Below are 26,845 nucleotides of genomic sequence, written 5' to 3'. Positions count from 1 at the left end.
ACTTTAACCAATACATTCAATTAAATTATGAGGCAGCTCAAAATTGCCACACAGATTACGAACCGCGATTCGCAAGCTGTAGAAAAGTACCTCCAGGAAATCTCTAAGATCCCAATGATCACTCCCGAAGAGGAAACGATCCTGGCCCAGAAAATAAAAATGGGCGATCAGAGAGCTTTGGAAAGACTTACTACCGCTAACCTTCGTTTCGTAGTGTCTGTTGCAAAACAATACCAACACCAGGGGCTTTCGCTAAGCGACCTGATAAATGAGGGTAACCTCGGTTTGATAAAAGCGGCCCAGCGTTTCGACGAAACAAAAGGTTTCAAATTCATATCTTATGCAGTTTGGTGGATCCGTCAATCAATTTTGCAGGCTTTGGCCGAGCAGGGTAGGTTGGTTCGTCTGCCACAAAATAAAATCGGAACTTATAACAAAGCCAATAAAGCTTACATGGCTTTTGAACAGGAACACGAAAGGGAGCCAAGCACTGAAGAGTTAGCTGAGATCCTGGAAATGAGTGAGACTGAGATCAACAATATCTTTCAAAGCAATACCCGTCACACTTCCCTGGATGCACCTGTGCACGAAGCTGAAGACGTAGCAATGGGTGACCTGCTGGAAGGTGGTGATGATACCGACGACGATGTAATGAAGGATAGTTTAAGAGAAGAAATTCGTCGGGTATTGAAGTCTCTATCTCCACGTGAAGCCGAGATCGTTAATGCATATTTTGGTTTAGATGGCGAAAATGGTGTTACCATTGAGCAGATCGGTCAAAAATATGATCTTACAAAAGAACGTATCCGCCAGATCAAAGAAAGAGCTATCAAACGTCTTCAAAAAGCACGTTATAGCAATGCGCTGAAAGCATATTTAGGATAATCTTTCCTACATAGATAAAAAGTAAAAACCCCTTCCTAACTGGAAGGGGTTTTGTTTTGTGTTAGAAATTCAAAAGTCAAATGTCAAAAGTCAAAACTCTAAAGTCGAAAACTTGTAACTAATCACCAGTTACTGATCAACTAATCAACTGATCAACTAATTACCAGCTCACTGCCCCGCAGTTCCCTCTTCTCCATATCTTATCAGCTCCATCAACTGGTCAAGCCTTGGTTCTAAAATGATTTCTGTTCTGCGATTCTTTGCACGCCCTTGTGTTGTTAGATTGGTATCAACCGGGTCGTACCAGGCGCGGCCACTGGCTGTTACTCTTGTTGGTTCTACTTTGTACGTATCTGTCAATATTCTCACTATCGCATTTGCACGCGCTGTACTCAGTTCCCAGTTGTCAGCAAAACGACCACGCATAGGAATGGAGTCTGTATGACCTTCTATCAATACATTGATCTCAGGATTACTGTTGAGTACACCTGCCAAAGTTCCCAATGCCTGTCGTCCTTTAGGATTTACTACCGCACTTCCTGAAGGGAAAAGCAGGTTTTCCTGCAGACTAACATATACTTTTCCATTCTTGGTAGAAACGGTCAATTCTTCCGTGTTGAAGTTGCCCAAAGCATCGCTCACCTTTTTTCTTAGTTCCTGTGTAGCTCGCCTTTGCTGCTCTATTAGTTGCTGCATATACTCCAGCCTTTTTTGCTGGTCAGCTATCTGGGCCGCACTCAGGTTCAAGCGGGTGCTGGCATCCTGCAGGCGGCTCGAAGCTTCCTGCCGCGTTGCACTTAGTTGTTGTTGAAGGGAGGTTCTGTTGGCTTCAAGATCGCGGATGCTGGCTTCCATCCGGCTAACATTCTGTTCAAGGGTGTTTATCCTTGCCGACATCTGGGTGCTGTCCATCTGCAGTCGCTGGATATTGTTTTCTGCATTTACTAAATGTCGTTTTGCCACACACGAACTAAGCGATAGTGCAGCACAAACAACCATTACTGGTACTGAAAGTGTTTTTCTCATTATGAACAATTTGCAGTAGGTGCAAAATTTCCATGCCATTTGCAGGTGTAGTTGTTGAAACTCAACCGAATGGTGATGTAATTGTTATAGTTTCTGCTCATATATTTTACCACCGTACTTTTGCTTTATGAAAAACACATTTTGGCTATTCCTGCTTTCAGTAATGGCTATCTCGTGCGAAAAAACAATCAATGTTCAGCCGGAAATACAAGAGCCGCTACTGGTAGTCGATGGCATTATTGAAGATGGACAACCGCCTTATGTTATATTAAGTAAGTCTATCAATTACTTTTCATCCTTTTCCCCTGATGTAGTAGCCGCTTCTGTTGTACGCGGAGCCAATCTTACCCTTAACGATGGTACCAGGACAGTAAACCTAAAGGAATACCATGTGCCGGTTTTAGGACTGTACACGCTTACTTATTATTCTACTGATACCACCAACGCTGCCCTAAATATGCTGGGTGAGCAGGAGAAAACCTATACATTATCCATAGGTGTTGACAATAGATCCTATACTTCCACTACCACTATTCCCAAACTTACCAAAACCATAGACAGCCTGTGGCACGAACCGACAAGGTTCAGCGATACGTCCAGGGTGTGGCTGATGGCGAAAATCACCGATCCGCCAGGATTAGGAAATTATATCCGTTACTATACCAGCACCAACAACGGCAACTTTTTACCCGGCGATAACTCCGTGCACGACGACCAGGTGGTTGATGGTACTACTTATAATGTAACTGTAGAGCAAGGAAAAGACCGGAACAATGGAGAAGGGCATAGGCGCTCGTTTGGAAGGGGAGATACCGTAACTGTGAAATTTGCCAATATTGATAAAGCCACCTACGACTTCTGGCGCACGCTGGAGTTTGGCTACCAGAGCGTTGGCAATCCATTTGCGAGCCCGGTGCGGGTCCTGGGAAATGTAAACAATGGTGCGCTGGGTGCTTTTTGCGGTTACGCGGTGCAGTATATTTCACTTATTATCCCCAAATAACAGTTCATGTTGAGAAAATGCCACCTCTGGCAATGTGTAGTAATTTAATTTTGTCGCCGCCAGCAGAACATTTATCAGCTGTAGTTGCGTCGCACACTTGTACTTTAACTGCTTTATTCACCAGTTTGCGCACTCAAACCACAACCTGGCATTCATTAGAAAAGACGAGCGAGGGTAGCCTCGTGATAAAACCCCTAAAATGGAAAATAATACAGAACACGTTCATTGCTTAATAATAGGTTCGGGACCGGCAGGTTATACTGCTGCTATCTATGCTGCCCGTGCTAACCTTAAGCCGGTGCTTTACCAGGGCATTCAACCCGGAGGACAACTTACCATAACTACAGAAGTAGAAAACTACCCGGGTTATCCTGAAGGCGTCCAGGGTCCTGAAATGATGATCGATTTTGAAAAACAGGCAGCACGTATGGGAGCGGACATTCGTTATGGAATGGCTACAAAGGTTGACTTCATGGAGCCGCCGTTCAAGGTATGGATTGATGAAGAAAAGTTGATTACAGCCGACTCAGTTATTATAAGCACAGGTGCATCGGCTAAATGGCTGGGACTGGAAAGTGAGCAACGACTGAATGGTTATGGCGTAAGTGCTTGTGCTGTATGTGATGGTTTCTTTTTTAAAGGAAAAGAAGTAGCAATAGTAGGTGCTGGTGACACTGCTGCCGAAGAAGCCTTATATCTTTCTAAGCTCTGCAGCACTGTACATATGCTGGTGCGCCGCGACCAGATGCGTGCCTCTAAGATCATGCAGGATCGCGTTTTTAAAACTGAGAATATCAAGGTTTACTGGAACACTTCTACGCAGGAGGTGCTGGGTGAAAAGAAGGTAGAAGCTGTTCGCATCATGAACCATGAAACCAATACAACTGCCGACATTCCGGTGAGTGCATTTTTTGTAGCTATTGGTCACAAACCTAACAGCGACATCTTTAAAGGCTGGCTCGAAATGGATGATGCCGGTTACCTGCTGACAACTCCAGGCACCAGTAAAACCATTATAGAAGGTGTATTTGCTGCAGGTGATGTGCAGGATAAGATTTATCGCCAGGCTGTAACTGCTGCAGGCAGTGGATGTATGGCTGCTTTAGATGCCGAGCGCTATTTAGCTATGAAAGGTATCTAGTGCCCTGTCTCTTCCTCATAATGTGTATGTAAAGAAGTTGGATACCATCTGAAGCCAGGATTGATGATGTACACCTAAATGTACAAGTGTGCGACGCAACCGGGGCTGAAGAAGGAATAGGTGCCGGTTAACAAAAACCTCATTTAACTAAAGAGGCTGCCCATTTGGAGCAGCCTCTTGTATTTCAGAGAATAGTGAGATCTGGTTTACCTGTTTACCACCAGGCGTTTGGTCATTTTTACATCGTCTACAATTAGCTCAACCCAATATGTACCTGCAGGAAGTGTACTTACATTTACTTCGTAACGCTGTACACTGCTCATTGCAGATGAGGCATTGAAAGTTGTAATTGGTTTACCCATGGCATCGTACAGGCGGATAAGGCCGGTGTTTCTGCCAGGCGTGCTAACCACCAGGTTGGCTACACTGGTTGCAGGATTAGGCATGATGTCGAAAACGATTCCACTTTCTTTAGTGCCCAGTTTTGCAACTGCCACATTGGTATAAGTGAAGTTTCCATCCACATCTTTCTGCTTCAGCCTGTAATGGTAGAATATACCTGCACGTACATCAGCATCATTGAAGATGTATCCTTTTTCTTGTGTGCTGTTGCCTGCACCTTTTACAAATCCAATAGGGCGGAAGTCGGTTTCGTTCTCAGCTTTTCTTTCTATTTCAAAACCATTGTTCTTCACTTCGGTGAAGGTCTTCCAGCTAAGCCTGATGTGATTGCGCTGTGCTGCTGCACTCAATGAAGAGATAGCAGTAGGCAGAGTAGCATTTTCGATAACTATTGTAGTGAAGCTTGCCTCTGGTGTATTGCCGGTAGAGTCAAATATTTGTGCACTACCACTTGCTACGTCCAAGGTTACTTTATTAGTGATTGTGGTCAGGTTGCTGATGATGTATACATCATCCATATACCAGCCTGGGTCAGTTCCTGAAGCAAGGCTTGCTACATCGCATGTATAGCGGAAACGAACCCTTATCTGCTGTCCTGCATAATCGCTCAGGTCAGCTACAGAATTGATATACCCTGCAGTAGCACCTGAGAAAGCAGATGTAGCTGCAGTGCCAATGTTCGGATTGTCTGCCGGCTGGATAACAGAATTGTAACCGTTCTTCTCAAACTTGTTTGGAGGAAGGTAAGTCCATGGACCATTATTCACCGATACTTCTACTATACCGCCATCGTAGTTGCGCTCAGTATTGTATTTGTGGTAGAACGATAGTTTAGCACCGCCAGCAGGAATAGTAACCTGTGGTACCATTTGCAACCAAACATTGTGTGTTGGATCTTCTACTTCGCGTGCATACCAATGGAAGTTGCCACTGTAAGACTGAGAAGGAAGATTGCGACGCTGCCATGTGTCAGGACGAGGATCTGTAGTCCAGTTTGCTCCACCTGATTCATGATCATCAAAGAAACGAGTAACAGATGCTTCAGGCAGGCTTACAGCAAGTGTCATGGTAAGTGTTTTTGTTTGACCTGCTGGAAGAGTAGCCAGGTTCCATACCACGAAATTACCTACTTGTGTACCACCGTCTGATGCTGAAATGAAGCTGGTGTTCATTGGGATAGAGTCTTTGATAACAACATTAGCGATATCTGTCGTTTGGATATTTCTTACCGTAACTGTGTAAGTCGCCAAAGTATTATTATCCACTCTTTCTGGTCCATCTATCTTCACATTCATCCGCAGTTGCGTGTTATCGCAAGCATTTGGTACGTCAAAACCCTGTACTTCATCACCCAAAGCATTGCTGCCGCTTCTTGCTCCTAATCCTAAACCTCTCTTTGCAAATGCTCTCCATATTCTGCAGCCGTTTACACCACCATACAATAAAGTATCTGCTTTAAGTATAGCATCGCGCTGCTGCTGGAAAGTAGGTGCAGTAGGTTGGATCTTCATACCTTCTATCACCAGGCGCATAGCAATGTTGTTACCACCACTTCCTGCCATAGGTGCTGTACCTGCTGCATTAGGCGCTGCTGCGTTATAAATATTATCATTGAAACCATATTCGTCAATCATCTCCTGCATCATTTCGTACAGCATAGTACACCAGATGTAGCCTACGCCGTGCGGAACGGTTATCTCTCCACCTTTTGCTATGTCTTTGAACAATGAAGGGTTTACGCTTTTGCTGATGCTGTAGCGTGTTGGACGGATACCTGCACCGGTAGTGCTTGGTTGATAAACTACGTACGTACCAATTCCTTTATCTGGCAGTACACCATTAGGATGATCTGCAGTAGCTGGTAGAAGATCATTGGTGCGGGTGATCATGTGTAGCGCAATAAAGTCGCTCCAGCCTTCACCGCCTTGCTCGCTGCCACCTAATGGACCTAGTGCTTTTCTACCGCCGGTAAGCCTGTTAGAAATACCATGACCATATTCGTGTGCAATAACACCATTGTCAAGATCTCCATCACGCTTAGGAGCAGGAGGATTATCTTGTTTTAATGAACCGATGATGGTAGCACCTGCACGAAGTTGTGCTTTTAGTATTTCACCATCAGCTTTGCTGATCATCACAGCAGGAATAGTAATAAGAAATCCTGGTGCATCGGCGCCACCCATTGCCATTGGTGGTCCATCTACATTGTTGATGATGATAACACCGGCTGCTCCGCCTTGTTGTGCACCAAATACTTTTTCTACAAATGAACAGTTACCTCTGTCAATCAGAACGATCTTATCCTGCACATCATTTCCCGGAGGTAAAGCAACACTTTGTTGGCCGGTTGAACAGCCTTCAGAGTCGCTACCTACTGTAGAAAGCGGGTTTTTCTTCACAATAACAAACTGCTTGTTTACTACCGGGTTGGTATGCAGGTTTTGTTGTGAAGGGCTGGCAAATGAACCTTTTATTGCGATGAATTTAGTGCCAGCAGGTGGTATACCTGATGATGAAGAAGTGATTTGCACCATTGAGTCTGGAATAGAGGCAGTCCACAGGTACATCTGCATCTGGCCATGTGTACCATCAGGTAGCGTAAGGAAATTGGCATTATTGGTACCACCGCCATCTTGCGCCTGCGCCAGTACTTCATCCAGCTGACCATCAAGGGCCGCTGTACTACCATGTTGTCCATCGCTAAAGATGTGTGATGTTTGGAAGGTACCTGCATCTTCATTAAAACCATACTTATAATACACATCGTGTATCAGGTTGTTCCAGTAAAAAAGGTTTACAATAGCTGCATTCCTATATGCTTCTGGTTCCTGTGCAAGATTGATTGGATAATCAAAGGTGAATGGCTCTGTAAGCGTTGGAGCACCTAGCGGTCCACCATTATTAAAAGCAGAATTTGCAGGTGAAGGAACACCGCCTAATGGAGTAGGGCTAGGATCCCAGAATGCCCACACGTTGTTACCACGCGAATAATTGAAAGGCGCACCAGCACCTACTCTATGCCATCCATCAGTTGAGGCTACGTCATCTTCTTTGCCTGAAACTAAAGAGTGTGAAGCTATAGGGTCATTAGGTGCTTCTATAGGCATATCGTATACGCGGTATGCATTGTTGGTAGCAGTTATATTTCTTAAAAAAGGCGAAAGTGGCTCTGGTGAATCCTGTACCTTTTCCACTTCCAGTTCGTGCTTGTGGTTTTGATGATCAGCATCTGTAGCCGGTCCATCAAACTGGCATTTTACTACCAGGTCTACTTTTTTCAAGATCTTGCCGCCCTGGTCTTCGATGTACATTACCCAGTAGTGCTTTTTGTTGTACTCGTAAACCTGCACTTCCCACGCTAGCTTTAGCTTCTTAGCTTTTTCATCAGCCAGGTATACCAGCCTTGCCGGTACATCCCACATGGCTGCTTCATTGCGTTTGAATACGGTTTTCTTTTCAGCACCGCCAGCAGCTTGTTTTACCTGTAAACCTGTAACACCGGCACCAATATGTTCCAGTGCTTTTTTTGCGGCAAATTCAGCTGTACGATACGGGAAAGAACCATCTTTTTGGAAAGCATGGATAGGAAGCAGTTGATTGGTTCCTACTTCATAGTTGTTCCTGGTATTTACATGCAGTGAAAAGCTTCCGCCTACTACATCAATACCGCCAATTTTTTGTTGTGCATAGATACGCTTGATTGGCGTTTCCTTTTCTGTGTAAGAATGTGTAATTCCTACATCTGCATAGTCTGTTGGTGAAAGTTGAAATTGTTCCTTGTGCTTTTCGAGATAAGCCTTTACTGCGGCTAATTCTGATTGTTGTGCTATGGCAGGGCCAAACACCATCAAGCAGAAAATAAAGAATAACAGCTTTAAAGTTGTCTTCATTTTCTAAAGTTTAAGTTTATAAATAGGGTGTAGTAAAGGATTAGGGATGGTGCTTTTTCAATAGAATTGGAGAAAGCCTTCAACAGAAGGTGTGGTGACAGGATCTTGTTCTACCGTAGAAGCAAAAGCAATGCCAATGTTAAAATTTTGTAAACGCTTCCTTAAAACATTTCCGTAGATGTACAGCCGATCGATTTAATTTGTGCCTTAAACAGGTATATGCTTTCTGTGATATTAAAAAACGTAAAGATCCAGCACACGCATGGGCTATTTTCGGAGGAAGAGCTTACCGGGAACGAGTTTGAAGTAAACCTGGTTGCCTCGTATGAACCGTTAAAAGTTCCTGTTTTACACCTGCAGGAGACAGTAGATTACACATCTCTTTATACTATTGTAAAAGATCGCATGCAAAAACGTACGGCATTGTTAGAAACAATAGCAACTGAGATTGTGCTGGATATCATGAGGAAGTTTAACAACGTACAGCAGGTGAATATTTCTATACATAAATTAAATGCCCCTATTCCCAACTTCCAGGGTGTGGTTGGTGTTAGTTTCGAATTAAACAGGAATAACTTATGAAGCAGGTTCTTTTAGCTCTATTATTATTTGCAGCTGCTCCGCTGGTGGCGCAGGATATAAAAACTTTATTGAAAGAAGCAGAGAATGCGGAGCGTTCTTTAAAGGATAGTGAGGCGCTTGATAAGTACAAGCAGGTATTGGCTACCGATCCCGACAATATACAAGCGCTGGTAAAGGCATCCGAACTGAGCAGCGGGATTGGTGCAAGACTGGCCGACAAGAAAGCAAAGAAGACCTATTTTGACCAGGCTAAAACTTATGCTGATAAAGCACTGCAGGTAGATGCCAACAATGCTGACGCTAATTATGTACGTGCAGTTGTTGCAGGAAAACTTACCGAAACCGAAACGGAGAATAAAAAGATAGTGGCTTATGTAAAGGAAGTAAAGGATTATGCTGATAAAGCTCTTGCACTCAACCCGGTACATGCCAGGGCTTCTTTTACTTTAGGTAAATGGCACATGGAAATGGTGAACCTGAATTGGGCTAAGAAGGCTGCGGTGAAACTACTTTTTGGCGGCCTGCCGGATGCAACCATTGATGATGCAATCAAGTACATGGAGAAAAGCCGCCAGCTGGATAAATATTTTGTGCTGAACCATCTTGAACTTGCCAAAGCTTACAAAGCGGATAATAAACCAGCTAAAGCAATTGAAATTCTGAATTTGCTTGTAAAGCTTCCAAATCGTACAGCCGATGATGCAGCATTAAAAGAAGAAGGAAAAAAGATGCTGCAGGACATGTTGTGATGATTGAAGGTCTCTTCAAAAAGGGCGGCTTGTACTGTGGCTAAAAACTATGCTGTATCATTGCACTGCAAAAAAATACGCAATGCCTGCTACGCAGTTCAAGATACTTTCTACTAATTATTTGCCTGGCGAAACCAGTAACAGGTTAATTATTGAGATAGGTGATCATCACCTGTCATGTGCGGTTTCCAATGAAGGTCATTCACAGGTGGTAGCTTTCGAAATGTTCACTTTTGATGCAGAAGAAGCTTCTGATCTTGAGGCTACATTTTCTACTATCAAGACTCAGTCGCAAATTCTTTCCAATGCATTTTCTTCTGTAGATATTGTAGTTAACAATGGTCTGTCTGTACTTGTACCTGCCTATAAGTTCAATAAAGAAATCTCGGACGATTACCTGCGGTTAGCGCTTGGTGATGGTGGTGCTCATCTAAAAGTTTTTGATAAGTTAGAATGTGACCCGGCAATAGTGAATGTTTACAGGCTACCTATAAACTGGAACGATGTATTGCTTAAGCATTATGAGATCAGGTCCGCAAGTCATATCTATACTAAGATTGTTCAAGCAGCATTAGATACTAATAAGGCTAACGAAACGATCTATATCCAGTTCTATCATTCTCATTTTATTGTTTGTGCTCTACGCCAGCAAGTGCTGCTTTTCATTCAAAGCTTTAGTTACGATGCGCCTGAAGATGTGGTGTATATGCTGCTTAATATAACACAGCAACTTGAACTTGCCAGGCCACTTGTTAGGGTGTCTGGAATGATTGAGCTGCAGTCAAATCTTTACCGCGAAATGCAAAAATACTTTAGCAACATAGAGGTGGAGGTATTAGGCGAAGGACAGGCAATTGAACAGGAACAGCACCCTGCACATTATTTCACGCCATTTAGTAAGCTAGTATCATGAGGATAATTTCAGGAGAGTTCGGTGGAAGAAGAATTAACCCACCACCAAATATGCCACATACAAGGCCTACGACGGATATAGCGAAAGAAGGTCTTTTCAATATTTTACAAACACGGATCGATCTGCAGGATATCAAAACGCTTGACCTGTTTGGTGGTACCGGCAGCATCAGTTACGAACTGGCCTCTCGTGGAGCAGCCGATCTTACTATAGTGGAAAAAGATACAGCTATGCATGCCTTCATAAAGAAGACAATGGAAATGCTGAAGGTTGAAAATGCTAAAGTGTTACGCCTGGATGTTTTCACCTTTCTTTCTTCCTGCACTGAACAATTCGATTTTATTTTTGCCGGCCCGCCTTATGCACTTGGTTCTATCGACGAACTTCCTAAAATCATCGTGTCACGAAAGCTGATAGCGCCAGGTGGCTTTTTCGTTTTGGAGCATACACCCCGCAATGCCTACGAAAAATTTGATGGCTTCAGTTTTGCACGCAACTACGGCACTACCATTTTTTCATTTTTTGTAAACAAAGAAGAGAACGAGTAGGTAATCAGCCGCGGGTGATTGTAATGGCGTATTGGATTTCATAAAGATCCATGTCTGCTTTATAATAATAAGGCATTAGTAGAAGTAGTTGAAAAAGGTTAATCATTAGGTGATCTAAGGCATCATTTCCAAATCCACAGCATGACGAAAAAGGAATTACGGAACATATACAAAGTCAAAAGAAAGGAACTTACTTCATCTGACAGGTTGAAGATGGATGACCTGATGCTGATACAACTGCAGCGCCTTGCATTTGAAGACAGGGTGCAAACCCTGCTTAGTTATTGGCCTTTAGAAGCGCAAGCAGAACCTAATACGCATCTTTTTACTTATTACCTGGAAAATCATATTCCTGGTGTACGCATAGCATATCCGGTTATCAATTTCGATGATGCTTCCATGAAAGCCATTCATGTGCATGAAGAGACAGACTTTGTAGAGAACAAGTATAACATAGCCGAGCCGGAAACAGGTGAGGAAATACCACCCATAGAATTGGATCTTGTTCTGGTGCCATTACTAGCTTATGATAACCAGGGTTACCGTGTGGGTTATGGCAAAGGCTACTATGATCGTTACCTGCAATACTGCCGAGCAGATGTTATTACTGTAGGTTTCTCTTATTTTGAGCCGGTTGATAAAATAGATGACACCGATCAATTTGATGTACCTTTAAACTTCTGCATCACACCGCATAAAGTGTATGAATTTTAATTTTTACCTGGTCAAGTCATTCCGCATTCTTCTCTTTCCTTTTTCTCTTCTTTACGGCCTGGTGATCGTGATACGCAATTTCCTGTTTGATAAAAACATACTGAAGAGTACGCGTTTCAATATGCCAATCATAAATGTAGGCAACCTGGCTGTGGGTGGTACAGGGAAATCGCCAATGGTAGAATACCTGCTTCGGTTGCTGCAAAATGAATTCAAAGTCGCTACTCTCAGTCGTGGATATAAAAGAAAGACCAAAGGATATGTGCTGGCGCATGCGGGCACTACAGCGCTTGAAATAGGTGATGAGCCAATGCAGTTCCACGAAAAATTTCCGGGTGTGGCCGTAGCAGTAGGTGAGGAGAGAATAGTTGCCATTCCGCAATTACTACACGATAAGCCGGGCACGCAGGTTATCATTTTAGACGATGCATTCCAGCACCGTAGTATAACAGCTGGTTTGAACATCATGCTCACGGATTACAACAACTTGTTTACCCGCGACATGTTTTTGCCAACTGGCGACCTGCGCGATCAACGGTCTTCGTATAAAAGAGCAGACGTCATTGTAGTTACCAAATGTCCTCAGGATTTATCCATTGAGGAAAGAAACAGCCTGGTGAAGGAGATCAACCCGCTGAAGCATCAAAAGGTGTTTTTTACCACCATAGCCTACGATATTCCTTACCATATCATCACTAAAGAACAGCGCTCCATAAAAGCTGAAGATGAAATATTGCTGGTATGCGGCATTGCCAATCCAAAGCCTCTAAAGCAATACCTGGTAACGCATGCACATACTTATTATGAGCAAACGTATGGTGATCACCACATTTTTACAATCGATGATCTGAAAGAGATCAGGAGCAAATTAGAGCAGCTAAACAATCATAAATTCATCATCACCACGGAAAAGGATGCAACCCGGTTAGCAAAATTCAGAAACGAACTAATTGATATGCCACTGTTTGTGTTGCCTGTGCGACACCAGTTTCTCTTTGGTGAGGGCACAGCTTTTGATAAAGTAGTTCATACCTTCATCAGCAGGTTTTCAGCGAACAACAAATCATTATGAGTAAAAAACAGAAATCTTCCCGTAGTAAAAAAAACAACCTGGAGCTATACAAAGGAACATTAGAAATTACCCGAAGTGGGATTGGTTACGTGGTGGTAAAGGAAGATGAAGGTGATATTTTAGTTCGTCCTAACGATTTCAATTCTGCTCTGAATGGTGACACCGTACGGGTACAGGTAACCAGGGAAAATTCGAAAAATGGCCGCAAAGATGGAAAAGTAATAGAAGTAATCAATCGTAAGCAATCAGATTTTATTGGTCATGTAGATGTTAGTGCTTCGTTTGCTTTCTTTATTCCCGATACAGATAAGCCAATGCCTGACCTGTATATTCCACTCGAAAAATTGAATGGAGCTAAAGATAAAGACAGGGTTTTGGCGCGCATCACCAAGTGGGACAGCGGCAATAAAAAACCTGAAGGTGAGATAATACAGGTGCTGCAAGCTGAAGATGAAAGTGATATAGCCATGAAGGAAATACTACTGGAGAATGGCTTTCCGCTTCAGTTTGATGATGAGGTAATGGAGGAGGCAGCAAGGCTTCCGGATATCATTGGTGAATCGGAAATAAAGAAACGCCGCGACATGCGCGAAGAGCTCACATTCACCATTGACCCTGTAGATGCACGAGATTTCGATGATGCGATTTCTATAAAACCTTTGAAGGGAAATATCTACGAAATAGGTGTACACATTGCAGATGTAAGCCATTATGTTACTCCCGGTAGCGAGCTTGATAATGAAGCTTACCGTCGTGCAACTTCTGTTTACTTGCCTGATAGGGTAAACCCAATGTTGCCTGAGAGAATTTCCAATGAGTTGTGTTCACTTCGTCCTCATGAGGATAAGCTAACTTTTTCAGCGGTTTTTCAAATCAATATCAACACAGGAGAAATCAAAAAGCACTGGTTGGGTAGAACAGTTACCCATAGTAATCACCGATTTACTTATGAAGATGTACAGGAAATTATAGAGAATAAAGAAGGGCAGTATGCTGAAGAAGTTCTTCTATTGAATAAACTGGCACAGCACTACAGGTCCGAACGTTTTTCTAAGGGCGCCATCAATTTTACTTCTACCGAAGTAAGATTTAAGCTGGATGAAAAAGGCAAGCCTATAGGAATTGTAGTGAAGGAAAGTAAAGAAGCCCACCAACTTATTGAGGAGTTCATGTTGCTGGCTAATCGCACAGTGGCGGAATATGTTTCAAACATAAAAGTTAATAAGAAAGAAGTTCCTTTTGCTTACCGCATACACGATGTACCTGACGAAATAAAGCTGCTGCCTTTTGTTGCTTTTGCTGCTAAATATGGCCACAAGTTCGATACTTCTACTCCTGAAAAAATTGCTTCCAGTTTTAACCAAATGCTGGAAGATGTAAAAGGCAGACCAGAGCAACATGTATTGGAGCAATTAGGTATACGTACAATGGCCAAGGCTGTTTACTCTTCTGAAAACATCGGTCACTATGGTCTAGCTTTCGAGCATTACTGTCATTTTACCTCGCCTATTCGCCGCTACCCCGATGTGCTGGTGCACCGGGTATTAGCTACATGTCTTGACGGACAGCCGGTGATAGATAAGAAGATGGAAGAGAAGTGCAAGCACTGTAGCAATATGGAACGTAGTGCTATGGATAGTGAACGTGCAGGTAATAAATACAAGCAGGTAGAGTTTTTGAAAGATCATATAGGTGAGACCTTTTTGGGTGTGGTAAGCGGGGTGGCTGCATTTGGTTTTTGGGTAGAAACGGTAGAGCATAAATGTGAAGGCTTAGTTCCAATAACCAGCTTAATTGATTTTGATGATTTCAGGTTGATAGAAGGTGATTATAGCCTGGTGGGTAAGCGTAGTGGCCGCAAGTTTAGAATGGGAGACAAGGTTTGGATAAAAGTAGTAGCAGCCAATCTTTCCAAGCGACAGTTGGATTTTGAATGGGTGCTTAAACCAGATGGCGAAGAAGAAAATGATGCGCCTGTTTCAAAACCAAAAAGAGCGAAAAGGGAAAAGGACAAACCGAAAGGAAAAGAAGGAAAAAAGAAGAAGTCCTCAGGTAGTAAGTTCCACGATTAGACATAATTAATAAAAGAAATAGAAATGGAATGGTTGGCGGGTTTAATTACCCTTATACTTCTAGAAGTTGTTCTCGGTTTAGATAATGTAATATTTATCTCTATAGTAGCATCAAGATTGCCTGCACACCAGCAGAAAAGGGCTCGCAGGCTTGGACTGATACTGGCCATGTTTATGCGGCTGGCTTTGCTGGGTCTCATTGCACTTATACTTCAGCTCCAGGGTAATCTATTTACGGTATTTGATAACGAGATCAGCGGCAAGGATCTAATCCTGATATTGGGAGGGCTTTTCCTCATCTATAAAAGCTCGACGGAAATTCATCACAAGATGGAAGGTGAAACGGGTGATACTTCCAAAAAGGTAAAAGCAGTAACATTTAAAGGTGTTATTTTCCAGATACTATTACTTGACATCGTTTTCTCTGTAGACTCTATTATCACTGCCGTAGGAATGGTGAAAGAACTATGGGTAATGTATGTGGCTGTTGTTGTATCTGTAGGTATCATGCTGTTTGCAGCCGAGCCTATCAGCAAGTTTGTAAACCAGCATCCTGCGTTCAAAATGCTTGCGTTGAGCTTCTTGCTATTAATAGGCGTATCACTTATAGCAGAAGGACTGGAAGTACATATTCCTAAAGGTTACATCTATTTCTCAATGGCTTTTTCTTTGCTGGTGAACTTCCTGCAAATGAAAATGCACAAAGCACCAGAGCCTGTTCAAATTCATGAACATTATTTTCCCGGAGAGGCGAAAGAGGCGAGAAAGGAAATCGTTTAGTTTATAAATCATTATTAGAAAAAGGAGCTGGGTCCAGCTCCTTTTTGTTTTTGGATTGAAAGAAAGAGGTAGCCTTTATATTTGCGCAGCAAGTAAATATTATGCAGTCATTCCAGGAGTTATCTAAGCAGTTCAACCATTTTTTTGATACACGTCATTTTCCTCAGAACCCTCAGTCTTTATACGAACCATGTGAGTATTTCCTTGGAATGGGTGGTAAGCGTATTCGCCCGGTGATGTGCCTGATGGGTAATGAACTGTTTGATGCAATCATTCCAGATGCTTTTGAAGTAGCCACTGCTATTGAGTTGTTTCACAACTTTACACTCATCCACGATGATTTGATGGACAAAGCACCCTTGCGTCGTGGAATGGAAACTGTACATACAAAATACGGTGACAGTACCGCGATATTATCTGGTGATGTGATGCTTATACAGGCTTATGAACACCTGCACAATGTAAAATCTCCTCAACTAAAGCGTATACTTCATTTGTTCAATAAAACAGCACGTGAAGTTTGCGAAGGCCAGCAACTGGATATGGATTTTGAAAAGCAGGATGGAGTAGCACTTGATGAATACATTCACATGATCGGTCTGAAGACTTCTGTGCTGATTGCGGCGAGCCTGAAGATGGGCGCCATACTCGGCGGGGCAGGTGAGGGTAATGCTGAACATCTTTACAACTTCGGTCTTAACCTCGGCCTTGCATTCCAGATACAAGATGATTACCTGGATGCATTTGGTGATCCGGCAAAAGTTGGTAAACAGGTAGGTGGAGATATTGTAGCTAATAAGAAAACATTCCTGATGATAAAAGCACTGGAAACCTGTTCAACTACTCAACGTGAAGAGCTCGATCAACTGCTTCAATCAAATGGAGAAGGTAAGGTAGAGAAGGTGCTTGAAATTTTTAGAAACTGCGGTGTAGATGAATGGGCGAAGAGCCTGCAACAGAAATATGTTCAGCAAGCTTTTGATGATATAGAGAATATAGCTGTTGTATCTAAACGAAAACAGCCAATGACTGAGCTGGCAGAGTACCTGGTAAAAAGAGAATATTAAAGTAGGTAAGAGTAAAGATCTACAGCTCATTCCGATTGTAGTCCACCTTAAATTTTTTTGCTATAGCGGGAGAAACCGACTTTTGATGTACTTTCCCTGTCCAACTATCTCTCCAAACAACAACATACTTATGAGAAAACTCTACTTAACACTTGTAGGTGTTCTTATTTTCTGGTCGTTGCAGGCGCAACTAACAGGAACAATGACCATCGACAACACACTGCCTACCACGGGCAACAATTACAACAGTTTTACTGACGCCTTCAACGCTCTCAACACTTCTGGTGTCGGACCTGGAGGTGTAACATTTGATGTAATTGCAGACAGAACTTTTACAGAAAATCCACCGGTGCTGAACGCAACCGGGACTGCCGCTAATCAAATTATTTTCAGGAAAGCGGGAGCCGGTGCAAATCCTAAAATAATCCAGGCCTCAGACGGAACGCTTTCACCCACCTTTGGTGGTCATGGCGATGGCCTGGTTCAGATAAATGGCGGCGACTGGATAACTTTTGATGCAATAGACTTACAGGCAAACGGAACGACAGCAAACCCGGGGGCTTTAGATTATGGTTATTACATTACAAAAGCTTCTGCAACTGACGCATCTAAGAACGTGAATATACGCAACTGCAACATCACGCTGCAGAAGGCTAATACACAGTCGTGCGGTGTCTTCGTCTCCAATATCTCAGGTACTGCTACTGTAACAGTAACTAGTGAAGGCGGAAGAGCAGAAAATATAAAGATCTTTAAGAACAACATCAGCAATGTGTACCACGGGGTTCAGGTTAGGGGTTTTGCACATACTTCAAGTCCATATAATTTTTATGACCAGAACATTGAAGTGGGCAAGCAGGATAGTGGTAATATCATCAGTGACTTTGCAGGAGGTAGTGTAACAGCTTATGGCATCTACGCTATTCAGCAAAATAATTTGAAGGCCAACTACAATAGCATAACTGGTGGAGACGGAACTACTTCAAATTTGTACGGGATCTTTTTAGGTACGTCTGCTAATGCTAATGTAGATTTTGATTTCAACACCATTCAACTAAACATAGGAACTACTGGCCAGTTAACTGGAATTTACCTAAACGCCGGAACAACTACAGGTACAACTAATACCCAGAATGTACGTAACAATACTATAACCAACTTTACAAGAGGAGGTGCCACCGGTGTTACTTACTTCATATATGCAACTTCGAATTATCCGCAGAACCTGAATATCTCGAACAATACAATTGGCAACAGCACCTTTGCAAGTAGTGGTGCTGTATACGGCATGTATAATATCAGCAATCCGGTAAATACTTTCATCAATAACAATACAATACAAAACATTACCAGGACTTCTACCTCTGCTTCAGCGGTCTTGTTTGGTATAGGATGGAACAACTCTTCGGCTACAACGCAGTTTAGTATTTCAGGTAACACCATCCATTCCTTAACAGGTATGGGTTCGACAGGCATTGTTGGCGGTATCACTGTAGGATCGCAAAACCTGATCAACATTTTCAAAAACAAGATCTACAACATTACCAGCGACCATGCTTCTGGAGTAGTGAACGGGATACAAATTGCTACTGGAAGTATCACAACAAACATCTACAACAATTTGATAGGGGAACTGAAGACTCCGAGTTCCAGTTCTACCAGTGCTGACGCTATCCGGGGAATTAGCAGCCTTACTGTTTCAGCAAATAGTTCAGTGAACCTATGGCACAATACAATTTACCTAGATGCTACCTCCAGCGGAACTAACTTCTATACATCCGGCATTTTTCATACTACCAGTACAACAGCAACCACTGCCACTCTCAATATGTTTAATAACCTGGTGGTGAATGTTTCTACTCCAAACGGTACTGGCGTGGCTTCTGTTTTACGCAGATCATCCACCACTACTACCAATTTCGGCGATGCTAATAACAACCTGTATTATGCTGGTACACCATCTGCTAACAATGTGATCTATTATGATGGAACAAATGTGGACCAGACACTGGCTGATTACAAAGCCCGCTTCCCACAAGCAGAAGGTAATAGTAAGACAGAGGATGTTTCTGGGAAATTCCTAAGCACTTCTGGAAGTTCACCGCTGTTTCTTCATATCGATCCTACACAGCCAACGCAAATAGAAAGTGGTGGCATTCCATTAGCAGGTGTAACAGACGATTTTGATGGACAAACCCGCAGCACAACCTCGCCTGATATAGGTGCTGATGAATTTGATGGAATTGGTGTTGATCTTACCGGACCTGCCATCACTTATACTCAGTTGGGTAACACTTCTACTACGTCCTCCAGAGCATTGACAGTAACTATTACAGACCCAAGTGGTGTGCAATCTGGTGCGAATGGTCCGCGTCTTTATTACCGTAAGGCAGGCACAGCTACATATTATTTTGATGCTAATCCTACTGTATCTGGTAATACATACACGTTCACGTTTGATTTTGCAGCCATTGGTGGCGTATCTGCGGGCACAACAATAGAATATTATGTAGCAGCGCAGGATCAAGCTGGAAATGGTTCCACCTCTCCTTCAGGCGGCTCCGGTGTTAATCCTCCTGGAACAACTCCACCTGCAGCGCCGGCAACTTTTGAGATCATTCCTGCACTTAGCGGCTCATACCTTGTGGGTGTGGGAGAAACTTATGCCAACATTACTGCAATAGCGACTGCTATAAATTCCAGAACAGTAGAAATAACGGGTAATGTGGTGTTTGAGTTGACCAACACCTATGACGGTACAACAGGGGAAACCTTTCCTATAAATTTCAATGAGTTCCAATCAACAAATCCTAATTGGACAGTTACCATTCGTCCTGCAACAGGTGTTACCAATAGGGTAACAGCAGGTGACCCTGCCTCCAGCTTAACGATTGGCCTCATAAACTTTACTGGTGGAGATAGATATTTATTAGACGGCAGACCAGGGGGAACCGGCAGTACAAATGAGTGGACGCTTCGTAATACTCGTACTACGGCCTCTATTGGATCCGTCATAAGATTGGTGGACGGTGCTAACTTCAACGTAATCCGGAATCTTAACCTCGAGAGTCAGGCGACATCCGCTACTACTGGTTTGATCTATTTTCATACGTCGTCTTCTGCCGATTCAGTAGGAAATTCTTTCAATACAATAACTGATAATTTTTTCAGAGGAAGAACAGACGTTGCCAACGCACATTCGGTTTCTGTCTATTCTTCAGGTACAGCTGCTGCACCAAATCGTGATAACAGCATCACGAATAATACCATGGTTGATTTCACCTCGGCAGGTGTTAGTATTAGTGCAACCGGTAATGGTCCTAACTGGATCATTACAGGAAATAACATGTACAATACCATCACCTCATCATCAACACAAAATGGTATACTGTTGGCATCTACCACTAGTACAGGTGTTGTTATTAGTAATAATGTAATAGGTGGTAGTGGTTTTGATGCTGCTGGAACCTGGACAAACTCTGGAAACGTAGTGGTAACTGGAATTAATATCACGAATGGTTTAGCAACTGTGACCAATAACAGAATAGCTAACATAACATCAACAAACACTGGAACAACTGCCCGTACACGAGGCATTAGTTATACAGGGTCATTGGCAAATTCTGTAATTGAGAATAACCAGGTACATGATCTTTCATCTAGCGGCGCTGCTGTCAGTTACACCGCCGGAAACCAGGCAGCTGTTGGTATACACTATTTTCCAACCGGTTTTCAGTCAGCAAGTATTAAAGGCAATACTATATTCAACATTTCAATAGAAAATACAACGGCGCTGACTACAACTAATATTGCAGCTGGCATTGTAGTAACTAATATGGGAGGTTCTGTAACACAAAATGTGGTTTATAACATCCGCAACAAGTCTACAGGTACCACTGCCAACCAGCCACCAGTTGCGGCAGGTATTTATGCTCGGTTCTTGTCTGGTTTGTTGACGAACAATATGATCTCCGTTGGTGAAGGAGAAATCAATGATGTTCAGTTCACTGGTATACTTGTAGCCGGTGGCGAGCTGACGAATTATTCGCCAATGTATGTTTTGCATAATTCTGTATATGTAGGCGGTAACGCTACAGGTTCTAATAGCTCTTTTGCTTTCTTAAGAGGAAATAACACCACTACCTCTCAGCTGCAAGCGGATACTTTGTATAACAATATTTTTGTGAACATGCGTACAGGCGGAGGAGCTAATCATTTTGCTATAGGTAACCAAGGCACAGAAGCAGCTACAAACTGGCAATCCAACTACAACAACCTGTATAGCAGCAATCCTACTACTATAGGATTTTGGAACGCTACTGGTTATGATTTTGATGGCTGGAAATCAGTATCAGGTCAAGATGCAAATTCAAAGTCAGTACCAGTTACATTCGCTAACATCAACATTGCTGATCTACACCTGGCAGGGTCTTCTGTTGGTGATGTAAACCTGGCGGGAACACCTATAGCTGCTGTTCCGGTTGACTTTGACGGAGACCCTCGTAACGCTACATCACCTTACATGGGTGCAGATGAAGCAAACGTTACTCTTCCGGTTATCGTCAACTATTTCCGTGGTGTGCGTCAAATGAACGAGCACCAGCTTACATGGAAGGTGACCTGCACTTCTAACACCGTGTTTAGCATTGAAAGAAGTTCAGACAGTCGCAACTTTACCAGCATTGGTACTATCCGCGCTACATTGGCTGATTGTGCTAATCCTTTCAACTTCACCGATAGCCGTCCTTTAGAAGGAACTAACTACTACAGGTTGAAGATGACAGATGCAGATGGAAGAGCTACTTATTCAATTACCATTGCACTGTTGAACAAACATGCCGGATTTGAAATAGTAGGATTGAATCCATCTTTGGTAGCAGGTAGCACCACTTACCTGAATGTAACGGCAGCACGTAATACAGCACTTACACTAAGCATCACAGATGTGAATGGAAGAACTGTTCAGCAGGCTGTGAAGCAGGTGCCTTCTGGTTCTGCATTGCTTCCTGTAGATGTGAGCACACTAGCAGCTGGTATCTACCACCTGACCGGTACAACAACAGATGGCTACAAGAAAACCATCCGATTTGTAAAACAATAATCACAAACTTTGCTATAGAAGGCCGCTCTTTATGAGCGGCTTTTTTAATAGATACAAGCAGCTGCAGCAGTCTTACCGGCTGCTTCAGAATTATTTCATATTTTGACGCCTCAAAAATTAACTGTATTCATGAGCGTATTGCGGAAGAAATCGATTGATAAAATAGTAGCGGATGCCGAAGCCGGTGCAGCAGATGGTCACAGCTCAGGATTGCGGAAGGTATTGGGAGTGAGGGATCTTACTTTTATGGGTATTGCGGCCGTAGTAGGTGCGGGTATATTTTCTACTATTGGTTCTGCAGCATTTAGTGGAGGTCCTGGTATTGCTTTCTTATTCATTATTACCGCTGTCACCTGCGGTTTCAGTGCGCTTTGTTATGCAGAATTTGCCAGTAGGGTTCCCATTGCCGGTAGCGCTTATACATATGCATATGTTTCGTTTGGCGAATTAATAGCATGGATCATTGGGTGGGCGCTGATACTGGAATACGCTATAGGAAATATAGTAGTGGCCATTAGCTGGAGCGGCTACTTCAATAATTTATTGGAAGCTTTCAATATCAACCTGCCGGCTTGGCTGGCCACAAATGCCACCACTGCTAAAGAAGCTTTTACTGAAGCTGCTACTTCTCTTACTGCAGGTGAAAATGTTGCTTCGCTTACCAAACCCTTACGCCAGGGTTATGAAGCGTGGACAACAGCTCCTTTGATTGGCGGTTACCGTTTTATCGTAAATCTTCCGGCCTTCATTATTGTAGTACTGGTAACCATTCTTGCTTATATCGGTATAAAAGAAAGTAAGAAGAGCACCAACTTCATGGTGGTCTTCAAGATCGCGGTTATCATCTTTATCATTATTGTCGGCGGCTTCTTTGTTGACCTGGACAATTGGCAGCCGTTTCTTCCTAATGGCTTTGGTGGCGTATTGGCTGGTGTGTCAGCCGTATTTTATGCTTATATAGGCTTTGATGCTATTAGTACAACTGCGGAAGAATGTAAAAACCCACAGCGCGATCTGCCGCGAGGAATGATCTATTCGTTGTTGATATGTACTGTTCTTTATATCCTGATAGCGCTGGTGCTTACAGGTATGGTAAACTATTCTGAACTAAAAGTAGATGACCCGCTGGCTTATGTATTTGAACGTTTGAATATGCCATGGATCAGCTATATGATCTCCGTTAGTGCAGTGGTTGCTACTACCAGTGTTCTGTTGGTGTTCCAGCTTGGCCAGCCGCGCATATGGATGAGCATGAGTCGCGATGGCCTGTTGCCAAAGAAATTTTCAAATGTTCATCCGCGGTATCAAACACCTGCGTTTGCAACTATTGTCACCGGTTTTTTAGTAGCCATCCCCGCACTCTTTATTCCCAGCAGCATCGTTACCGACCTGACCAGTATAGGAACTTTATTCGCTTTTGTACTGGTATGTGCAGGTGTACTGCTATTGCCACGTATCATGAAGGGACCGGGTAAATTTCAGCTGCCTTACATCAATGGAAAGATCATCATACCGCTGATGGTTATTGGTTTCACTTTTCTTTCGTGGCAGCGCATCAATGATGCAGTTGCCAACATTGGCAGTGAGAGCTACCAGGAGGTGTTGTTCCTTGTATTTATGGCAGTATTGTACATTTCTGCTTTATTCTCTTTCTTAAAAAACCTTTCTTTCATTCCAGTGGTAGGTGCACTTTGTTGTGCATATTTAATGATTGAAATTCCGGCAGATAGCTGGTTCTGGTTCTTTGTATGGATGGGTGTGGGGCTGGTTATTTATTTCATTTATGGAAGGCGCAGGAGTAAGCTTGCGGAATAGTTTTTGAGGAACAGGAGGCTATGACATTGATCGATCAAAAGTGGCAGCAACTGACTGCTTTCAATCCAGATACTGAACTTAAGAATACATTACTGCACGAAATAAAATCTGCTTATACAGCACCGGGTAGGCATTTTCATAATCTTGATCATATTGAACAAATGCTGCAATTGTGCGATGAGCATATTGCTGCGCTGCAAAATCCTGTAGTGGTAGGCTTTGCCATTGTGTACCACGATATCATTTATAACACCGAGCGCAGGGATAATGAAGAGCAAAGTGCTGAAAAGGCGAGGAGGCATCTGAAAGCTATCAACCTGAAGCGTTCATTTATTTCAGAAGTGGAGGCATTTATTCTTGCAACCAAGGATCATGTTATTCCAGAGGAAGTGGTTAATAAAAATGACTTAGCCTTCTTCCTGGATTTTGATCTTGCTGTTTTAGGTTCGTCAGAATTTGCATACGAACAATATAGGAAAGACATCAGGCAGGAGTATTTGCAATACCGTACACATGTTTATAAAGAGGGAAGAAAGCAGGCAATGCTGCAGTTATTGAAGAAAGATCACCTGTATTATACCAACGCGTTCAGGGAACTATACGAGCAACAGGCAAGAGAAAACATTAACAATGAACTTGCTGAATTCGCCTGATTTCATTAAGACCACCATCAGCTTATTCTGTACCTTCGCGCATTAATTTTTACCAGAGAATGAAGTACCAGGTTGGCGACGAAATTATAGTGGTGCACAGTAATGATGAGGGGAAGGTGATAGAGATCATTAACGACAAAATGGTGCTCATAGAGGTGAAGGGAGTGAAGTTCCCTGCTTACATGGACCAGATAGATTTTCCTTATTTCAAGCGGTTTACACAGAAAAAACTTTTTCCTGAACAGAAGAAGCCAAAGGTGTATGTAGACCAGGTGCAAAAGGAAAAACGTCGCGATGAAGTGAAAGTGGAAGATGGCATTTGGGTGGCTCTTTTTCCAAAATTTGATACTGATATTTTTGGCGATGATGTAGTGGATATATTCAAGGTCTACCTGATCAACCGGACCGAAGAAGGATATGATTTCAATTACAAGTACACTTTTGCTGGTGGCCATGTAGATTTTGAAATCACCAGCGAAATTCAAGGTTTCAAAGATTTTTACCTGCACGATATCAGCTTCGAAAGTTTGAATGATAATCCTTCATTTGATTTTGAATTTTCGCTGCTTCAGCCAAGTAGATACAAGGCTGAATTTGTAGAGGCGCATTATAAGATAAAGCCGAAGCAGTTGTTCAAAAAGATTGAGGAGCTGAAAGAAAAGAACCTGCCATCACTTACGCATAAGTTGCTGGATCGTTACCCTGATAAAGCTTACGAGGATTCTGGTTTAGATCTGAATCGTTTGCAGGCTGCAGGTTTCAAAATTTACGATGCTAAGAAAGTAAAGCAACACCTGGAGCCAGCACGCAGTGTAGTAGACCTGCATATAGAAAAATTTGTAGATAGCTGGAAGCACCTTTCTAATTTTGAGATCATAACACTGCAGTTGAAGGAGTTTGAAAAATGGTATGATCTTGCCGTGGCTCATCGTCTTCCTTCATTCATCGTTATTCATGGTGTGGGAAAAGGAAAGCTGAAGGAAGAGATACACGATATACTGAAGACCAAGAAGGATGTAAAGACCTTCGTTAACCAATACGATGCAAGGTTTGGATACGGCGCTACGGAGATATTTTTCCAGTATTGAGTTTTAGTGAGTAGTGATTAGAGACTAGAGATTAGTTCCAATGACCTACTGATCTCTGACCACTTACCATTGACTTTGAAACAGTTCTTTAAAATAAAGCTACCAACCGAACTATCGCCTTGCGTAAGCAGGGAGGAAAGTCCGGACAGCACAGAGCAACCTACCGGTGAATAGCCGGCTACCTGCTTCGGCGGTAAGAGATAGTGCCACAGAAAATAACTGTCTTACTTCGGTAGGATGAGGGTGAAAACGTGAGGTAAGAGCTCACGGTTGCTGCAGGTAACTGCAGTGGCGGGTAAACCTTGGGTGCTGAAATGCCATGTATAGGATCGATTGAGAGCTGCTCGTTCTCGTTTGTGGCTTGCCACAACGCGATCCAGGGTAGGCAGATACATCCTGCTAGTAATAGCTGGAGCAGATAAATGATAGTGTTGGAACAAAATCCGGCTTATGAGTTGGTAGCTTTCTTTTTGTGTTTATATCGGCAGGTAGTAAAGTTGGAAGTACTAAATTGGAAGTACGATTTCTTACCTCGTACTTCGTACATCTACTTTAATTATGTACTTCTAGGTTCGTACCTCGTACTTACCCCTTTGTTAAGCATCTCTTATACAACTGTATAGCATTCTCATACCCAAGGTATAAGGCATCGCAAATAAGTGCATGGCCAATAGATACTTCCAGTAGCCCGGGTATGTTATCAGAAAAATATTGAAGATTATCCAGGTCTAGGTCGTGACCTGCGTTGATGCCTAATCCTAATTTATTTGCAAGCTCCGCAGCCTTTACATAAGGTTCTATTGCAGCTTCTTTATTTTCAATGAACTGTTTTGCATATCCTTCCGTGTACAGTTCTATTCTTTCTGTCCCGGTTTTGGCAGCGCCTTCTATCATTGCTTCTACAGGGTCAACAAATATGGAAGTGCGGATGCCTGCATTCTTGAAAATGGAAACCAATTCTACCAGGTAATCCTTATGCTTTACGGTATCCCATCCATGATCAGATGTTAGTTGTCCTTCAGCATCAGGAACAAGTGTTACCTGGTGCGGCTTTACTTCCAAAACAAGATCTACAAACTTCTGTTCTGTAGGATTGCCTTCTATGTTGAACTCTGTTTTCAGAGCAGGTTTTATAGCACGAACATCTGCATAACGGATGTGTCTTTCATCAGGTCGCGGATGCACCGTCACACCATCAGCACCAAATCGTTCCGCATCCAGGGCAGCTTTTAATACATCCGGATTATTACCTCCACGACTGTTTCTAATGGTCGCAAACTTGTTGATGTTTACACTGAGTTTTGTCATGCTGCAAAGGTAGGTGCGAAAATGTTTAGGGTAATT

The 26,845-nt window shown here is 42.8% G+C and carries 19 protein-coding genes and 1 other RNA gene; 17 read left to right on the top strand and 3 right to left on the bottom strand.

The features are described from left to right. Window positions 1–27 precede the first annotated feature (27 nt). Window positions 28–885 carry a sigma-70 family RNA polymerase sigma factor gene (locus J4N22_RS10845; protein ID WP_207494154.1) on the top strand — a complete coding sequence of 286 codons (858 nt, stop codon included), beginning with the start codon at window positions 28–30 and terminating at the stop codon, window positions 883–885. A gap of 168 nt (window positions 886–1,053) precedes the next feature. On the opposite strand, the gene J4N22_RS10840 is transcribed toward J4N22_RS10845, so the two are convergent. Beyond that, entirely contained in the window at window positions 1,054–1,911 is an 858-nt protein-coding gene (locus J4N22_RS10840; RefSeq protein WP_242692128.1) for an OmpA/MotB family protein, read from the bottom strand. Between the two features lie 127 nt (window positions 1,912–2,038). Here J4N22_RS10840 and J4N22_RS10835 point away from each other — a divergent pair, with 127 nt between their 5' ends. Further along, on the top strand, window positions 2,039–2,914 hold the full coding sequence (locus J4N22_RS10835) for a DUF4249 domain-containing protein (RefSeq protein ID WP_207494152.1): 876 nt from the start codon (window positions 2,039–2,041) through the stop codon (window positions 2,912–2,914). 199 nt (window positions 2,915–3,113) lie between these two features. Then, window positions 3,114–4,055 carry a thioredoxin-disulfide reductase gene (trxB, locus tag J4N22_RS10830; protein ID WP_207494149.1) on the top strand — a complete coding sequence of 314 codons (942 nt, stop codon included), beginning with the start codon at window positions 3,114–3,116 and terminating at the stop codon, window positions 4,053–4,055. 206 nt (window positions 4,056–4,261) lie between these two features. On the opposite strand, the gene J4N22_RS10825 is transcribed toward trxB, so the two are convergent. Further along, window positions 4,262–8,347: a M36 family metallopeptidase gene (locus J4N22_RS10825; protein ID WP_207494147.1), complete on the bottom strand. Its 4,086-nt coding sequence runs from the start codon at window positions 8,345–8,347 to the stop codon at window positions 4,262–4,264. Between the two features lie 228 nt (window positions 8,348–8,575). Between J4N22_RS10825 and J4N22_RS10820 the strand changes: the two genes are divergently transcribed. The 14 genes from J4N22_RS10820 to rnpB all read left to right on the top strand — a co-directional run bounded on the left by J4N22_RS10820 (window position 8,576) and on the right by rnpB (window position 25,968). Continuing rightward, window positions 8,576–8,929 carry a dihydroneopterin aldolase gene (locus J4N22_RS10820; protein WP_207494145.1) on the top strand — a complete coding sequence of 118 codons (354 nt, stop codon included), beginning with the start codon at window positions 8,576–8,578 and terminating at the stop codon, window positions 8,927–8,929. Continuing rightward, window positions 8,926–9,678: a tetratricopeptide repeat protein gene (locus tag J4N22_RS10815; protein ID WP_207494142.1), complete on the top strand. Its 753-nt coding sequence runs from the start codon at window positions 8,926–8,928 to the stop codon at window positions 9,676–9,678. Before J4N22_RS10820 ends, J4N22_RS10815 begins: the two co-directional genes overlap by 4 nt. 82 nt (window positions 9,679–9,760) lie before the next feature. Beyond that, window positions 9,761–10,591, top strand: a complete 831-nt coding sequence (locus tag J4N22_RS10810) for a DUF3822 family protein (RefSeq protein WP_207494140.1) — start codon at window positions 9,761–9,763, stop codon at window positions 10,589–10,591. Continuing rightward, window positions 10,588–11,139 carry an RsmD family RNA methyltransferase gene (locus J4N22_RS10805; protein WP_207494138.1) on the top strand — a complete coding sequence of 184 codons (552 nt, stop codon included), beginning with the start codon at window positions 10,588–10,590 and terminating at the stop codon, window positions 11,137–11,139. The genes J4N22_RS10810 and J4N22_RS10805 overlap by 4 nt, the downstream gene beginning before the upstream one ends. 141 nt (window positions 11,140–11,280) lie before the next feature. Further along, the gene (locus J4N22_RS10800) at window positions 11,281–11,853 is read left to right on the top strand and encodes a 5-formyltetrahydrofolate cyclo-ligase (protein WP_207494136.1); all 573 of its coding nucleotides are present in this window, start codon (window positions 11,281–11,283) and stop codon (window positions 11,851–11,853) included. Next, complete coding sequence (lpxK, locus tag J4N22_RS10795; RefSeq protein WP_207494134.1) at window positions 11,843–12,925, top strand: tetraacyldisaccharide 4'-kinase; 1,083 nt, start codon at window positions 11,843–11,845, stop codon at window positions 12,923–12,925. The genes J4N22_RS10800 and lpxK overlap by 11 nt, the downstream gene beginning before the upstream one ends. Continuing rightward, window positions 12,922–14,997: a ribonuclease R gene (gene rnr / locus J4N22_RS10790; protein WP_207494131.1), complete on the top strand. Its 2,076-nt coding sequence runs from the start codon at window positions 12,922–12,924 to the stop codon at window positions 14,995–14,997. Before lpxK ends, rnr begins: the two co-directional genes overlap by 4 nt. A 24-nt stretch (window positions 14,998–15,021) precedes the next feature. After that, window positions 15,022–15,777 carry a TerC family protein gene (locus J4N22_RS10785; RefSeq protein WP_207494129.1) on the top strand — a complete coding sequence of 252 codons (756 nt, stop codon included), beginning with the start codon at window positions 15,022–15,024 and terminating at the stop codon, window positions 15,775–15,777. 101 nt (window positions 15,778–15,878) lie between these two features. Then, window positions 15,879–16,844, top strand: a complete 966-nt coding sequence (locus J4N22_RS10780) for a polyprenyl synthetase family protein (RefSeq protein WP_207494127.1) — start codon at window positions 15,879–15,881, stop codon at window positions 16,842–16,844. A 130-nt stretch (window positions 16,845–16,974) separates the two neighbouring features. Next, window positions 16,975–21,945, top strand: coding sequence for a beta strand repeat-containing protein (locus tag J4N22_RS10775; RefSeq protein WP_207494125.1), 4,971 nt, complete (start codon window positions 16,975–16,977; stop codon window positions 21,943–21,945). A gap of 129 nt (window positions 21,946–22,074) precedes the next feature. After that, window positions 22,075–23,760, top strand: a complete 1,686-nt coding sequence (locus J4N22_RS10770) for an amino acid permease (protein WP_207494123.1) — start codon at window positions 22,075–22,077, stop codon at window positions 23,758–23,760. Between the two features lie 20 nt (window positions 23,761–23,780). Further along, window positions 23,781–24,413, top strand: a complete 633-nt coding sequence (locus J4N22_RS10765) for an HD domain-containing protein (protein WP_207494121.1) — start codon at window positions 23,781–23,783, stop codon at window positions 24,411–24,413. A gap of 59 nt (window positions 24,414–24,472) precedes the next feature. Continuing rightward, window positions 24,473–25,501, top strand: a complete 1,029-nt coding sequence (locus J4N22_RS10760) for a Smr/MutS family protein (RefSeq protein WP_207494119.1) — start codon at window positions 24,473–24,475, stop codon at window positions 25,499–25,501. Window positions 25,502–25,599: 98 nt separating this feature from the next. Then, an RNA gene (rnpB, locus tag J4N22_RS10755) (RNase P RNA component class A) lies at window positions 25,600–25,968 on the top strand. Between the two features lie 118 nt (window positions 25,969–26,086). Here rnpB and J4N22_RS10750 read toward each other — a convergent pair. Then, complete coding sequence (locus J4N22_RS10750; protein WP_207494117.1) at window positions 26,087–26,809, bottom strand: pyridoxine 5'-phosphate synthase; 723 nt, start codon at window positions 26,807–26,809, stop codon at window positions 26,087–26,089. Window positions 26,810–26,845 lie beyond the last annotated feature (36 nt).

This window comes from Aridibaculum aurantiacum (assembly GCF_017355875.1).
GTDB lineage: Bacteria > Bacteroidota > Bacteroidia > Chitinophagales > Chitinophagaceae > Segetibacter > Segetibacter aurantiacus.
Note: the sequence above shows the minus strand (reverse complement) of the source record. Positions and strands in the feature narration are given on the sequence as shown.

What these genes read in the sequence shown, in the direction of transcription:
- J4N22_RS10845 (WP_207494154.1), top strand. Translation starts at nt 28, where the DNA reads ATGAGGCAGCTCAAAATTGCCACACAGATTACGAACCGCGATTCGCAA.
- J4N22_RS10840 (WP_242692128.1), bottom strand. Translation starts at nt 1,911, where the DNA reads ATGAGAAAAACACTTTCAGTACCAGTAATGGTTGTTTGTGCTGCACTA.
- J4N22_RS10835 (WP_207494152.1), top strand. Translation starts at nt 2,039, where the DNA reads ATGAAAAACACATTTTGGCTATTCCTGCTTTCAGTAATGGCTATCTCG.
- trxB (WP_207494149.1), top strand. Translation starts at nt 3,114, where the DNA reads ATGGAAAATAATACAGAACACGTTCATTGCTTAATAATAGGTTCGGGA.
- J4N22_RS10825 (WP_207494147.1), bottom strand. Translation starts at nt 8,347, where the DNA reads ATGAAGACAACTTTAAAGCTGTTATTCTTTATTTTCTGCTTGATGGTG.
- J4N22_RS10815 (WP_207494142.1), top strand. Translation starts at nt 8,926, where the DNA reads ATGAAGCAGGTTCTTTTAGCTCTATTATTATTTGCAGCTGCTCCGCTG.
- J4N22_RS10810 (WP_207494140.1), top strand. Translation starts at nt 9,761, where the DNA reads ATGCCTGCTACGCAGTTCAAGATACTTTCTACTAATTATTTGCCTGGC.
- J4N22_RS10805 (WP_207494138.1), top strand. Translation starts at nt 10,588, where the DNA reads ATGAGGATAATTTCAGGAGAGTTCGGTGGAAGAAGAATTAACCCACCA.
- J4N22_RS10800 (WP_207494136.1), top strand. Translation starts at nt 11,281, where the DNA reads ATGACGAAAAAGGAATTACGGAACATATACAAAGTCAAAAGAAAGGAA.
- lpxK (WP_207494134.1), top strand. Translation starts at nt 11,843, where the DNA reads ATGAATTTTAATTTTTACCTGGTCAAGTCATTCCGCATTCTTCTCTTT.
- rnr (WP_207494131.1), top strand. Translation starts at nt 12,922, where the DNA reads ATGAGTAAAAAACAGAAATCTTCCCGTAGTAAAAAAAACAACCTGGAG.
- J4N22_RS10785 (WP_207494129.1), top strand. Translation starts at nt 15,022, where the DNA reads ATGGAATGGTTGGCGGGTTTAATTACCCTTATACTTCTAGAAGTTGTT.
- J4N22_RS10780 (WP_207494127.1), top strand. Translation starts at nt 15,879, where the DNA reads ATGCAGTCATTCCAGGAGTTATCTAAGCAGTTCAACCATTTTTTTGAT.
- J4N22_RS10775 (WP_207494125.1), top strand. Translation starts at nt 16,975, where the DNA reads ATGAGAAAACTCTACTTAACACTTGTAGGTGTTCTTATTTTCTGGTCG.
- J4N22_RS10770 (WP_207494123.1), top strand. Translation starts at nt 22,075, where the DNA reads ATGAGCGTATTGCGGAAGAAATCGATTGATAAAATAGTAGCGGATGCC.
- J4N22_RS10765 (WP_207494121.1), top strand. Translation starts at nt 23,781, where the DNA reads ATGACATTGATCGATCAAAAGTGGCAGCAACTGACTGCTTTCAATCCA.
- J4N22_RS10760 (WP_207494119.1), top strand. Translation starts at nt 24,473, where the DNA reads ATGAAGTACCAGGTTGGCGACGAAATTATAGTGGTGCACAGTAATGAT.
- J4N22_RS10750 (WP_207494117.1), bottom strand. Translation starts at nt 26,809, where the DNA reads ATGACAAAACTCAGTGTAAACATCAACAAGTTTGCGACCATTAGAAAC.